The sequence below is a fragment of the Streptomyces sp. JH002 genome (genome assembly GCF_050916115.1).
In the GTDB taxonomy this organism is placed as follows: domain Bacteria; phylum Actinomycetota; class Actinomycetes; order Streptomycetales; family Streptomycetaceae; genus Streptomyces; species Streptomyces xiamenensis.
In genome coordinates this window covers 2,119,473-2,132,076 of record NZ_CP087989.1, presented here as the reverse complement: position 1 = coordinate 2,132,076, position 12,604 = coordinate 2,119,473, and the positions used below count along the sequence as shown (strand labels likewise).

Genomic DNA, 12,604 nt, shown 5'->3' with positions numbered 1-12,604 from the left:
GTGAGCAGGCCGCCTTTTGTTGAGATGCCGCCCGGAGTACGGGTCCACCGGTTGCGTACGCGGCGCGGAGCGTTCGCCGCGCTGGACGCCGCGCCCGCGGGCGAGCCGGCCGGGACCGTCCTGCTGGTGCCCGGATACACGGGCAGCAAGGAGGACTTCATCGGCCTGCTCGGGCCGCTGGCGGCGGCCGGCTACCGGGCGGTCGCCGTCGACGGGCGCGGGCAGTACGAGACGCCCGGCGGGCACGGCTGGGACTCCTACCGGCTCGGTGCGCTCGCCGAGGACGTCCTGGCGCAGGCCGACGCGCTGACGGCGGACGGGGACACCGCCCCGCTGCATCTGGCCGGGCACTCGCTCGGCGGCCTCATCGCCCGGGGCGCGGTGCTGCGGGCGGCCGAGGGCGGCGCGACGCCGTTCGCCTCGCTGACCCTGATCGCCTCCGGCCCCGGCAAGGTCGCCCCGTGGCAGCGCTGGAAGACCCGCTTCCTGACGGCCGGACTCCCGGTGCTGGGCACCACCGGCGTGTGGCGGGTCACCCGGCGCACCAAGGAGGCGCTGCCGGACGCCGCGGTCGAGGCCGGGACGGCGGGCACCGAGGGCGTGGTCTCCGACCTGGGCGTGGACGGCTTCCTGCGCCGCCGCTGGCTGGCCACCACCCCGGCCCAGCTGATCGCCACCGGGCGCACCCTGCGGCACGAGCCGGACCGGGTGGAGCAACTCGCCGCCACCGGGGTGCCGGTGCACGTGCTGTCCGGCGTACGGGACGGGGTGTGGCCGATCGCCCAGCTGGACACGATGGCGGCCCGGCTGGGGGCCCGCCGCACCATCATCAGGGGCTCGGAGCACTCCCCGAACTCCGAACAGCCCGCCGCCACGGCGGCCGAGCTGATCGACTTCTGGCGCTCGGGGCTCTGAGCGAGGACCCCGGACCGGGAAGCGGGCGGACGGGCGTCAGCCGGTGACCGGCTTGGCGCCCGAAGCCCGGGCCACCAGCTCCTCGTAGACCTCGGGGGTGGTGGTGTTCTCGCCGAGGCGGCACAGCTTGCGCTCGCCGTGGTAGTCGCTGGAGCCGGTGGGCAGCAGCCCCACGTCCGCCGCGAGGGAGCGCAGCGTCGCCCGGGTCGCCGCGTCGTGGTCCATGTGGTCCACCTCGATGCCGTCCAGGCCGGCCGCCGCCAGCTCGGCGATCGCCCGGTGGGTGACCACCGCTCCGCGGTGCGCCGCCGCCGGGTGCGCGAAGACCGACACCCCGCCCGCCGCCTTGATCAGCCGGATCGCGGTGACCACGTCCAGTTCGTGCTTGCCGACGTGGGCCCGGCCGCCGTCGGCGATCCACTGCGGGGTGAACGCGTCCGAGACCGTGTCGATCACGCCCGCCTCCACCATCGCCGCCGCGATGTGCGGGCGCCCCACGGCGCCGTGCGCCAGCTGCCGCACCCGCTCCCAGGTGATGTCCACCCCCAGCTCGCGCAGCCGGGCCACCATCGCCCGGGCGCGCGGCACCCGGTCGTCGCGCACCAGTTCGCGCTCGCGGGCCAGCTCGGGCTCGGCCGGGTCGTACAGATAGCCCAGCAGATGCAGGCTGACGTCCCCCAGCCGGCAGGAGAACTCGGTGCCCGTCACCAGCGTCAGTCCGGCGGGCAGCGCGGCCAGCGCCTCGGCGTGGCCGCTCATCGTGTCGTGGTCGGTCAGCGCCACCACGTCGAGGCGGGCGGCCGCGGCCGCCCGCATCAGCGCGGCGGGGGAGTCCGTACCGTCGGAGGCGGTGGAATGCGTGTGCAGGTCGATGAGCACCCGTTCAGCCTACTCACTGCTCGGCGACGGACGGGTCAGTATCCGCGGGGAGAGCGCCCCGCACGGCAGCAGGTCGAACTCGGAGCCGGCGTCCCGCAGATCGGTGAGCAGGAGTTCGTCGTACATCAGCAGCCCCGACTGCTGCGGCCACACCACCGCCCACAGCCAGATGCCCATCGCCTCACCGGCGAACACCGCCCGGTCCTCCGGTGCGTCCGCCACCTGCCACAGGGGGGTGGGCCGCCCGGCCGCCAGCATCTTGACCTGCGGCTGGGTGTCCGTCTTCAGATACGGCCCTGGGTCGGGCCCCGGCACCCCCGCGTACCGGGCACCGAGCCCCACGCCCAGCTCCTCGGCGATCAGCAGCAGATCACTGGCGCCGCCCAGCGGCCCGGGACCCGAGCAGGCCACGACGGACGCGCGCCCCCCGCTGCGTTCGTCCCCGGCTGCGGCGACCCCCGTGAACAGCCAGCCCACCGGCAGCGGCCAGGGCATCCACACCGGGACCTCGGTACGCCCCACGACCACCGCGAGGGCGTCGACACTGGGCGGGATGATGGGCTGCAGCGGATAGACCGGGCCATGGGCGGAGCACTGCCAGGAGTCGGAGAAGAGCCCGGGTGCGCGTACCCGGCTCCCACACTTCGGGCAACTGAATTCGCCCCTCATGCCACCCAACAGTCCCCGTGTCGCCCGCATCCGTCAAGGAGCGTCACCCGGACAGGGGTACGGCGCCACGGTCCGGGGCGCGCAGGTCCGTCCCGTGGGCCAGCCACGCCTCGCGCAGGGCCTGCGGGCCGCGGGCCCGCTGCCAGGCGGTTTCGGCGGGCGTCATGGGCAGCAGGGGGTAGAAGCGCACCGGGTCCCGCGGCTCCGGGAGTTCCAGGTCGGGGACCAGGCCGCCGGGCTCGGCGACCAGGACCGCCTGGAAGGGGGCGCCGGGCCACAGCGGCTCGCCCAGGTCGAGACAGGCGTCGGCGGCCACCACCAGGCCCTCGACCTGCGGCGCGGCGGCCAGCACCGCCAGCGGGCGCAGCACCTGGTCGGTGGCGGGGTGACCGGCGTGCAGGGTGAGGACGAGTTCGGCGCGCGGGCCGCGCTCGGGGTCGGCGACGCTCGCGGTGGGGTCGGTCATCGCGGACGCCGACATGCCGAGCGTCGCGTACCGCACGAGGCCGCGTTCCCGGTCGGCGAAGCGCAGCACCTCGATGCGGTCCGCACCGAGGAAGGTCACGGCGGCGCGGGCGTCGACCTCGCCGAGGGCCGAGGTCAGCGCGGTCTCGGTCAGCTGGAGCATGGGGGTGAGCCTAGGCCCTGTCGTCAAAGTCCCGCCTGCCCCGCGACGTTCCCCCAGCCTTCGGCCGGGAGGTGCCCCCAGGTACGGCACCTCGCTGCGTTACCGCATCGCGCGAATACGGCCACGTATGAACTGCGATCCGGCGCCTTGCGATGCACCGCGTCCTGGGGGCACCCCCGGCCGAAGGCTGGGGAGCCGCGGGCTGATCCTCGAAGACCGCCCGGACAGGACCTAGGTGACCGGGGCGCGGCCGTTCTCGGCCCGGATGACCAGGGCCAGGCCGGCGAGGATCATCGCGAGCGCCGGGTAGGCGGCCGGTTCCGGGCGCTGGCTCAGCCAGACGGCGGCGATCAGCGCCGCGATGGGCGCCTCCAGCAGGATCGCGGTGGAGGTCACGGAGGGGCCCAGGCCGCGGACCACGCGGTTCATGAGGGAGTGGCCGAGCAGTTGGGCGGTCGCGGTCAGCAGCAGCAGTTTCAGCCAGGTCTCGCCCGAGTACCCGCCGAGACCGGCGCCGGCGATCAGGCACACGGGCAGCAGCAGGGCGGCGGTGGTGGAGTAGCACAGGAAGGTGTACGCGGTGGTGCTGGTGGTACGTCGTACCTCCGCGCCGATCAGGACGTACACGGCTCCGGCCATGCCGCCGGCCAGGGCGAGGGCGTCGCCGGCCAGCGCGCGGGCGGAGATGGTCAGATCCACGCCGGTCAGCAGCAGCGCGCCGGTGAAGGCGACGCACACGCCCAGCCACACGGCGGCCGGCGGGCGGTGGCCGCGCAGCCGCAACAGCAGGATGGTCCAGATGGGGGTGGTGGTGACCAGCGCGACGGAGGAGGCGACCGAGGTCATGCCGAGGCTGGGCAGCCACAGGGCGAAGTGCGCGGCCAGGACGGCTCCGGCCAGGGCCGAGAGAACGAGGGTGCGGTTCCCCCAGCCTTCGGCCGGGAGGTGCCCCCAGGTGCGGCGCAGTTCGCGGCGGAGCGCGGGGCGCAGCAGGACGGCGGGGACGAGCGCGGCGGTGGCCAGGGCGTTGCGCCAGAAGGCGATGGCCAGGGCGGGCGCGGCGATGGCGGTGATCAGCGGGCCGGACAGGCCGATGCCGAGGACGGCGAGGGCCAGCAGGGCGATGTCGAGGCGCGGAGCGGTGGCCAGGCCGGTGCCGCCGGGAGCCGCCGGGACGGGGCGGGTGGGGGGAGCGCCGGCGGTGGCGCGCGTACCGGAGGCGGGCATTCCCCCACTGTAAGTGCCGACTACAGCGTTGGTGCTGACGGTCCGGGAAGTGGACGGGTGCGCGGACGGGCCAGCAGGGAGACGAGAACGGCGGAGACGGTCGCCGCGCCGGCGAGCGTCGCCAGCGGGGCGCCGGGGCCCAGCACCGCGTGCACGATCCCCCAGCCCACCAGTCCCGCCACCGCGCCGGTGGCCAGGGTCAGCGCACGGTGCGGGAAGTCCGCGCGCGGGCGGCGGCCGGTGGCCGCTCCCGCGACCGCGAGCCCGACCATCATCGACAGCAGTGTCAGCACGATCACACCCGCCTCCTACCACCGGCGGGGAACGGCGAAACGGCGGCCCAGGAGTTCACCGGGCCGCCGTTTCCGCTGTTCAGCGTGCGTTCACCGCATGCTCACCGAGCGCGTGTGCCGGGGGAGCGTCACAGGGCTCCGAAGCCCACCCGGCGCACCGCCGGCTCGCCGATCTCCACGTACGCGATCCGGTCGGCGGGGACCAGGATTTTGCGCCCGTGCTCATCGGTCAGGCTCAGGAGCTTGCTCTCGCCGGAGAGCGCCTCGGCAACCGCGGTCTCCACTTCCTTGGCAGACTGCCCGCTTTCGAGAGCGATCTCGCGCGGCGTGTGCTGAACGCCGATCTTGATCTCCACGGCTTGTCCCTCCGCTGGTCACTGACGTGCTGACGTGCGCGATGGCCCGCGCCGTGTACGTGGTACGTACCCTGCACAGGTTATCCGGGCGCTCTCGTGCCCGGTCCGCGGTGGGCCACGCCCTCAGCGAACAGGGGCCGCGTCGCCCTGCATCGGGAAGCCCGCGATACCGCGCCAGGCCAGGGCGCCGATCAGCGACTTCGCCACCTCGCGCGGCACCGGCTGCCCGGAGCTGAGCCAGTGCCTGGCCGTGACCTGTGCCATCCCGCACAGGCTCACCGCCAGCAGCATGGACTCCTCCTCGGGCAGGTCGGTGTCCTCCGCGATCACGGCGCCGACCAGCTTCGCGCAGTCGAGGGAGACCTGGTCCACCCGCTCGCGCACCTGCGGCTCGTTGGTGAGGTCCGACTCGAAGACCAGCCGGAACGCGCCGCCCTCGTGCTCGACGTAGTCGAAGTAGGCGTTCATGGTGGCGGCCACCCGCGCCTTGTTGTCGTGGGTGGAGGCCAGGGCCTGGCGTACCGAGCGCAGCAGCGCCTCGCAGTGCTGATCGAGGAGTGCCAGATACAGATCGAGCTTGCCCGGGAAGTGCTGGTACAGGACCGGCTTGCTCACGCCGGCGCGGTCGGCGATGTCGTCCATCGCCGCGGCGTGGTAACCCTGGGCGACGAACACCTCCTGGGCCGCGCCCAGCAACTGGTTGCGACGGGCCCTGCGCGGCAGGCGGGTGCCGCGGGGCCGAGCCTCTGTGTGCTCGATGGCGCTCACGCCGCCTCCCGGTGAGTGGTCGATGTCGTCCCGTCCGATCGCGTCGACCGGGTCCGACTCGCCATCGTACGTTCGGGGCCACGGCCGCCGCGTACTCTCAGCGCAGGATTTCACTGGGTGGACACCCGGTCCGTCCGGCCCGGTCAGGACCGGTACTCCTCGTCACCAGGATCCACCACCCGCGCCTGCTCGGCCTCGTCGGCCGGGTCCACCTCGTCATGGTGACGCCCGGTGAGCGGGGAGTCACGGCGCTGGAGCAGTTCGAGGCGCTGTTCGACGGCGTCCGCCTCCGGGGCCTCAGGGTCCTCGGAACCGCGCCCGCGCCCGTAGGCCTCGTCCTCGTCCTGTTCCGCCTCGTGCGCGAGGAACTCGTCGAGCCCTTCGGGCTCCCGTGGATCAGCAGTCATGGCGCTCCACCTCCCGGAGGACCGGTTGGGTGTCTTCCAGCGTAGGAGCCGGACGCGGCGATGGCGAACGGGGCCCGCGAGGGTCCACGATGCGGACTCGTAATATTGCGCCATGCCATCCACCGAAGAGCCCCGGGCACGGAACACTTCGGACCCGTCGTCCCCGACGGCGTCACCGTCCTCCCCCGCGCCCTGGCCGCCGGAGCGGGGCACCGATGTCTCCATGGAACTGCGCGACGGTGAGACCTCGGGGTTCCTCGAACTCCCGGCGCCCGGTCCCGGGCCGGTGGGCGGCATCACCCTGGCCCTGCGTGGCCGCGTACCGGAGAGGGAGGGGCTCGAACCCGCCCTCTTCGTCCACGGCCTGGGCGGCTCCTCGCGCAACTGGTCCGCGGTGATGGCCCGGGTCGGCGGCGATGTCGCCCCGCTGGCCGTCGACCTGCCGGGGCACGGCGCCTCACCGCCGGCCGCCGACGGCGACTACTCGCTGTACGCGCACACCCGGGCCGTCATCCGGGCGGTGGCGGCCGGCGGGCGCGGCCCGGTGCATCTGGTGGGCCAGTCCCTCGGTGGCGCGGTCGCCACCCGGGTCGCCGCGCTCCGCCCCGACCTGGTGCGGACGCTCACCCTCATCTCTCCCGCGCTGCCCGAAGTGCGGGTGCCGCGCACCGCGTTGCCCACCGCGCTGCTGGCCGCCCCCGGCGTGGCGCACCTGTTGCGCAGGCTGGCGCGCGATCTGCCGCCGGCGAACCGGGCCAGGGATGTCCTGGCCCTGACGTACGGCGATCCGCAGCGCATCGCCCCCGAGGAACTCGCCGCGGCGGCGGCCGAGTTCGAGCGGCGGCAGGCCCTGCCGTACTTCTGGGAGTCACTCAGCCGCAGCGCGCGGGGCCTGGTCAACGCCTATACGCTGGGCGGGCAGCAGTCGCTGTGGAAGCAGGCGGAGCGGGTACTGGCGCCCACGCTGCTGGTGTACGGGGGCCGGGACAAGCTGGTGTCGGTACGCTCGGCGCGGCGTGCGGAGCAGACCTTCCCCGACGCCCGGTTCGTGCTGCTGCCGGAGGCAGGACACGTGGCCATGATGGAGTTCCCGGACGTGGTGGCGGATGTCTTCCGGGAACTGCTGGCCGAAACCGGGACCACCGATCACGAAGACGGCCACCACTGAGGAGCCGCATGAAGCGCCATGACGCCGCAGGATCCGCGTCCCCGCACCGGGTGGGACGGGACGCGAGCGGCGGCACGCCGCGGCAGGAGTACGTCGACGCCTTCAGCGACGAGCAGTACGGGCAGCCGCTGCCGGTCCCCGGGCCGCGCCGCGGTGAGCCGGAGGACGGGGCGTCCACCGGGGCATCCACCGGGGCGGCGGACGCGGAGGAGCAGGCCGGCCGGGACCGGGGGCCAGGGACGGAGCCGGAGCCCGGGGCGGAGACCGGGCACCGTACGCCGGAGCCGCGGCCGGGCCGCAGACGGCACCGCGCGGCCCGCGGGCGGGCGGCGCGGCGCGGCGGCTGGGGCCGTACGGTCACCGGGACCGCGGCCGCCGCGGTGGCGGTCGTGATGACGGTGGTCGTCGCCGGGGAGATGCACGGCGGGGTGTCGTCGGCGAACGGCGACGCGGCCGACCGGCGCCCGCATCTGGGGCAGCAGGACCTGCCGCCGGGGGACGACGAGGGGGCGCGCTCGGTGCCGGAGGGCGAGGCCGGGGAGGCCCCCGAGCCGGATCCCGGGCCGACGTACGACGAACTCATGGACACCCGCTTCCCGCTCGACCCCGATCTGGCGGGCGACGGTGAACTGGTGCCGGTCAGCGGCAGCGACCCGGCCGCCGATCCCGACGCGATGACCGTGCTGCGCTACCGGGTGGACGTGGAGGCGGACATCGGGCTGGACCCCGAACTGTTCGCGCAGGCGGTGCACCGCACCCTCAACGACCAGCGCAGCTGGGGCAACAACGGGGAGCGCTCCTTCGCCCGGGTCTCCTCGGGCGACTACGACTTCGTGATCACCCTCGCCTCGCCCGGCACGACCGCCGAGTGGTGCGACAAGTCGGGGCTGGACATCCGGCAGACCAATGTCTCCTGCGACTCGGCCAGCACCGAGCGGGTGATGATCAACGCCTGGCGCTGGGCCCAGGGCGCCGAGACCTACGGCGACGACATGCACGCGTACCGGCAGATGCTGATCAACCACGAGGTGGGGCACCGGATCGGCTACGGCCATGTGGGCTGTACCGCCGAGGGGGCGCCCGCCCCGGTGATGATGCAGCAGACGAAGTTCCTGACCTGGACGAACGGGCTGACCTGCCAGCCCAATCCGTGGCCGCACCCGGAAAACTGACCCGGGCTCCGCGCCTTAACGACTGAACTCCTTCCAAAGTCACGTTTCTTCACCCCTTCTGGTGGTGTGGCGGACAACCGTCCGTCGTGCCTGGCTCATCCGGACATACCGTCTTCCCGCTGATGTCCAACCGAGTCCCAGGCATCCAGGGGAGGTGCGCCGGTGCGTATCGCACTGCTGACCGAGGGTGGTTACCCCTTCGCACAGGGCGAATCCGTGGTCTGGTGCGACCAGTTGCTGCGCGGACTGGCCACCCACGAGTTCGAGATCTGCGCGCTCAGCCGCAGCAGGAGCCAGAGTTCCGGGCCGTGGCGCGAACTGTCGCCGAACGTACGGCAGGTGCGCACCGCCCCGCTCTGGGGCCAGCCCCCGCGCGGCAACGGCGCGGGCGGGCGGCCCTCGCGCCGGCTGGGGCGCCGGTACGCCGAGCACTTCGCCGAGCTGACCGCGGCGCTGTGCTGGGGCGAGCCGGGCCCCGACCGGCTGCCGAGCGGGCAGGCGGACCGTTTCGCCGCCGGGCTGTACGGCATGGCGGGCACCGCCGTCGAGTTTGGCGGGCTGAGCGGCTGGCTGCGCTCGGAGGAGGCGGTACGCGTCCTGGAGGCGGCGTGCCGGGCGGCGGGGGCGCCGCGCGCGGTGCACGCCGCGCAGGTGCCGGATCTGCTGGCGGTCACCGAGCGGCTGGAGCGGGCGCTGCGTCCGCTCTCGCTCGACTGGTACGGCTCGGGCGCGGACGGCGACGAGGGACTCGCGGCCATCGATCTGTGCCACGCGGTGGGCGGCGGCCCCGCGGCCCTGCCCGGCCTGCTGGCGCGGCACTTCTTCGATACTCCGCTGCTGATCACCGAGTACGGGGTGCGGTTGCGCGAGCACTATCTGAGCAGTGCGGCGAGCGCCGCGCGCGCCGCCCACGCGGTGCCGCCCACGGCGGCGGGCGCCCCCGTACGCGCCCTGCTGACGTCCTTCCAGGCCCGGCTGGCCCGCGAGGCGTACGCCCGGGCCACCCTGATCACCCCCGGCAACACCCATGTGCGGCGGTGGCAGGAGCGCTGCGGCGCCGACCGGGACCGGCTGCGCACCGTCTACCCGGGCCTGGACGCCCGGCCGTTCCTGAAGGTGGGGGAGGGCGAGGCCGAGCGGGCGGCGCGCCGCGGCACACCGGAGCGCGAGCCCGCACCGGCGCCGACCCTGGTGTGGGTGGGCCGGGTCGCGCCCGCCAAGGACCTGGTGGGGCTGCTGCACGCGTTCGCCGAGGTGCGCCGGGCCGAGCCCGCGGCGCGACTGCGGATCGTGAGCGCGGCGCCGGGGGACGCGGGGTATCTGGCGCACTGCCGCGCGATGGCGGCCCAGCTGTTCCCCGCCGAGTCGCCCGATCCGTACGCGGCGGGCGTCAGCCCCGTCTCCTTCGAGGAGACCGGCGGCCCCGAGCTGCCGACACCGGCCGCCGCGTACGCCGCCGGGAGCGTGTTCGTCCTCTCCAGCTCGGTGGAGGGCTTTCCCGTTCCGCTCATCGAGGCGATGTTCAGCGGGCGGGTGGCGGTGTGCACCGAGGTGGGCTCGGTGTGCGAGGTGATCGGGGGCACCGGACTGGTGGTGCCACCGCACAACCCGCGTGCGCTGGCGGACGCGTGTGTCGCGCTGTTGCGTGACCCGGCGCGCAGGGCGCGACTGGGGGCCGCGGCGCGGGCCCGCGCCCTGGAGCTGTTCACCATTGAGCGGAACGTGGCGGCATTCGATCAGATCTATCTGGAAATGATCTCGACCGGTCCGGTGCGCCGTTCCGTCGCCGAGCCGGCCGCCGACCCGGACGTCCCGTTCGCCCGCCCCGCCGAGAGCCATCTCGCCGCGCCGGTCCCGGCCGCACCGCCCGGCTGGGCCATACCGGCCCTGGGCGCCATGACCGAGCGGGGCCCCGGCCACCGCCCCGGTCCCGGCCAGGGCCCCGGTGATCCCGCGTGACCGCCCCGGCCGACCCCGTACGGGTGCTGCTGCACCGCCACCGCGAACTGTGCGAGCACGCCACCGACCCACTGGAGATCGCCGCCGCGCTGGAGGCGTTCGGCCTGACCGACGCCGGGGCCGCCCGGTTCCGGCACCGCGACGTGTTCTCCCTGGCAGAGGAGCTGTATGCGCGAACCCCACGCCCCGGGGAACATCCCCAGGGCCCCGCCCCCGGCCTCCCTCCCCGCCGGTCCCGCCACCGCCGTCACCGTGACGCGGCCCGGCCGGCCGAGCCCTTCCGGCCCCCGCGCCGCACGAGGGCGCACGCCCCGGGCGGCCCCGTCCGTCCGCTGTTGCCGCTGTTCCCCGCCGCGCTGGTCTCGGCGGGTGTGGTGGTGGCGGACGCCAGGGCCCAGGCCGCGCTCACCGCGGCCGCCGTACTGGCAGCCGGCTTCCTGCTCTACGGGCGCGGCAGGCCCCGGATCGCCGCGCTGTGCGTCCTGCCCCTGCTGGCCCTGCTGTGGCACCGGGCGGGCCCCGGCGCGCTGCTGCCGCCGGTGGCCGCGGTCGCCCCGGCGGTGTGGTGCCGCGACTGGTTCGCGGCCCGCGCCCGGCGCCGGCTGGCGGCCAGCCGCAGCCTGAAGGAGTTCGCCGCCGCGGTGCGGCACCTGCTCGGCGCGGCGCTGCTGCTGTTCACCCTCTGCCTGGCCGCTCTGCGGGCCGCCCTGTGGCCGCTGCTTCCCCCGGCGGCGACCACCTGGACGGTCACCGGGCAGAGCCTCGCGCTGGGCGTGCTGCTGTTCCTGTCCGTCCTGCTGGCCGCGCACGGCTTCCACCGTGCGGCGGCGGCCGGGCCGCTGGCGGCCTGCGCCGTTCATCTGCTGCTCGCCGTCACGGCCCCGCCGGCCGAGGCCCTCCTGCACGCCGCCGCCAGCGGCGCGACGGCGGCCCTGCTGCTCATCCCGGCCGGCCGGGCGCTGGTGGCGGCCTCCGCCCATCACCACGATCACCCCCACCCCCGGGGCCGGCCGCCGCGACCACGCACGCACCACTGACGGCCGGCCCGTACGTCCCGCTCATCCCCCCGACCCCACGCACCCGCGGAAGCAAGAGGAGCAATCTCCCCCATGACCACACGCCCCCTCACCCGTCACCTCACCGCAGGGGAGACGAGCCGATGAGAGTCCTCCTGCTGGGCGCCAGCGGCTACGTCGGCCGCTTCGTCGCCGAACGGCTCCTCGCCGACCCCGCCGTCCACCTCACCGCGCTGGGCCGCGGCGACGAGGCCGACGTGCGGTTCGACCTCGCCACCGGCAGTCCCGGAGCCCTGACCCGCTTCCTGGACGCCGTGCACCCGGGCGTCGTCATCAACTGCGCCGGCGCGATCCGGGGCACCGCCAGTGAGCTGACCCGGCAGAACACGGTGGCCACCGCCACCCTGTGCGAGGCGGTGCGGCGCAGCAGCTGCCGCTCGCGGCTGGTGCACATCGGCTGCGCGGCCGAGTACGGGCCCTCCCAGCCCGGTTCCTCGATCGCCGAGGACGCCCTGGCCCGCCCGGGCGGCCCGTACGGTGTCAGCAAGCTCGCCGCCACCGAACTCGTCCTCGGCTCGGGTCTGGACGCGATCGTGCTGCGGGTGTTCTCGCCGACCGGGCCCGGCACCCCGGCGGGTTCGCCGCTCGGCCGGCTCGCGGACTCGCTTCGGCGCGCGATGCAGCACGGCGACAACGAGCTGAAGCTGACCGGGCTCGGCGTCCAGCGGGACTTCGTGGACGTCCGCGATGTCGCGCGCGCCGTGCACGCCGCGACGCTCTCGGCGGCGCAGGGCGTCGTCAACATCGGTACCGGCCACGCGGTACGGCTGCGCGAGGCGGCCACGGCGCTGGCCCGGATCTCCGGGTACGGCGGCGCGCTGCACGAACTGGACGCGCCGCTGGGCCCGCCCGCGCAGCGCGGCCCCGAGTCGGCGGCCCTGCCGGCGCCGCCGCCGCAGCCCGGCCCGTACCCCGACGGGTGCGGGGCCTGGCAGCAGGCGGATGTGCGCACCGCCCGCGACCGGCTCGGCTGGCGGGCCCGGATCGGCCTGGAGGAATCACTCGCCGACATCTGGATGGAGGCCGCCTGCCGCCTGTAGGAAAGCGGTTCCGGGACGGGCGTCTCACGTACCAGGACGCCCGTCTC

At 74.9% G+C, this 12,604-nt stretch carries 14 protein-coding genes; 6 read left to right on the top strand and 8 right to left on the bottom strand.

The genetic code is table 11. The features are described 5' to 3' along the window. A complete protein-coding gene (locus tag H7827_RS09285; RefSeq protein WP_386537290.1) occupies positions 1 to 915 on the top strand; it encodes an alpha/beta fold hydrolase in 915 nt (304 codons plus the stop codon). 36 nt (positions 916 to 951) lie between these two features. Here the strand turns inward: H7827_RS09285 and H7827_RS09280 are convergent, their stop codons facing one another. The 8 genes from H7827_RS09280 to H7827_RS09245 all read right to left on the bottom strand — a co-directional run bounded on the left by H7827_RS09280 (position 952) and on the right by H7827_RS09245 (position 6,142). After that, positions 952 to 1,794, bottom strand: a complete 843-nt coding sequence (locus tag H7827_RS09280; protein WP_432744094.1) for a PHP domain-containing protein — start codon at positions 1,792 to 1,794, stop codon at positions 952 to 954. 9 nt (positions 1,795 to 1,803) lie between these two features. Further along, entirely contained in the window at positions 1,804 to 2,463 is a 660-nt protein-coding gene (locus tag H7827_RS09275; protein WP_386537285.1) for a DUF6758 family protein, read from the bottom strand. Positions 2,464 to 2,506: 43 nt separating this feature from the next. Beyond that, the gene (locus H7827_RS09270) at positions 2,507 to 3,091 is read right to left on the bottom strand and encodes a suppressor of fused domain protein (protein ID WP_432744092.1); all 585 of its coding nucleotides are present in this window, start codon (positions 3,089 to 3,091) and stop codon (positions 2,507 to 2,509) included. 231 nt (positions 3,092 to 3,322) lie between these two features. Beyond that, positions 3,323 to 4,318 carry a DMT family transporter gene (locus H7827_RS09265; RefSeq protein WP_432744090.1) on the bottom strand — a complete coding sequence of 332 codons (996 nt, stop codon included), beginning with the start codon at positions 4,316 to 4,318 and terminating at the stop codon, positions 3,323 to 3,325. Positions 4,319 to 4,338: 20 nt separating this feature from the next. After that, a complete protein-coding gene (locus H7827_RS09260; protein WP_046724711.1) occupies positions 4,339 to 4,617 on the bottom strand; it encodes a hypothetical protein in 279 nt (92 codons plus the stop codon). 122 nt (positions 4,618 to 4,739) lie between these two features. Continuing rightward, positions 4,740 to 4,967: a DUF3107 domain-containing protein gene (locus tag H7827_RS09255; RefSeq protein ID WP_030737309.1), complete on the bottom strand. Its 228-nt coding sequence runs from the start codon at positions 4,965 to 4,967 to the stop codon at positions 4,740 to 4,742. Between the two features lie 123 nt (positions 4,968 to 5,090). Next, the gene (locus tag H7827_RS09250; RefSeq protein ID WP_200364646.1) at positions 5,091 to 5,735 is read right to left on the bottom strand and encodes a TetR/AcrR family transcriptional regulator; all 645 of its coding nucleotides are present in this window, start codon (positions 5,733 to 5,735) and stop codon (positions 5,091 to 5,093) included. A 143-nt stretch (positions 5,736 to 5,878) separates the two neighbouring features. After that, positions 5,879 to 6,142 carry a hypothetical protein gene (locus tag H7827_RS09245; RefSeq protein ID WP_386537410.1) on the bottom strand — a complete coding sequence of 88 codons (264 nt, stop codon included), beginning with the start codon at positions 6,140 to 6,142 and terminating at the stop codon, positions 5,879 to 5,881. A gap of 112 nt (positions 6,143 to 6,254) precedes the next feature. Here H7827_RS09245 and H7827_RS09240 point away from each other — a divergent pair, with 112 nt between their 5' ends. The 5 genes from H7827_RS09240 (at position 6,255) to H7827_RS09220 (ending at position 12,557) form a co-directional block, all read left to right on the top strand. Continuing rightward, positions 6,255 to 7,310, top strand: a complete 1,056-nt coding sequence (locus H7827_RS09240) for an alpha/beta fold hydrolase (protein ID WP_432744087.1) — start codon at positions 6,255 to 6,257, stop codon at positions 7,308 to 7,310. A gap of 8 nt (positions 7,311 to 7,318) precedes the next feature. Continuing rightward, entirely contained in the window at positions 7,319 to 8,482 is a 1,164-nt protein-coding gene (locus H7827_RS09235; protein ID WP_432744084.1) for a DUF3152 domain-containing protein, read from the top strand. 162 nt (positions 8,483 to 8,644) lie between these two features. Next, positions 8,645 to 10,441 carry a DUF3492 domain-containing protein gene (locus tag H7827_RS09230; protein WP_432744082.1) on the top strand — a complete coding sequence of 599 codons (1,797 nt, stop codon included), beginning with the start codon at positions 8,645 to 8,647 and terminating at the stop codon, positions 10,439 to 10,441. Next, the gene (locus tag H7827_RS09225; protein ID WP_432744080.1) at positions 10,438 to 11,478 is read left to right on the top strand and encodes a hypothetical protein; all 1,041 of its coding nucleotides are present in this window, start codon (positions 10,438 to 10,440) and stop codon (positions 11,476 to 11,478) included. Before H7827_RS09230 ends, H7827_RS09225 begins: the two co-directional genes overlap by 4 nt. 122 nt (positions 11,479 to 11,600) lie before the next feature. Then, a complete protein-coding gene (locus tag H7827_RS09220) occupies positions 11,601 to 12,557 on the top strand; it encodes an NAD-dependent epimerase/dehydratase family protein (protein WP_386537425.1) in 957 nt (318 codons plus the stop codon). Positions 12,558 to 12,604 lie beyond the last annotated feature (47 nt).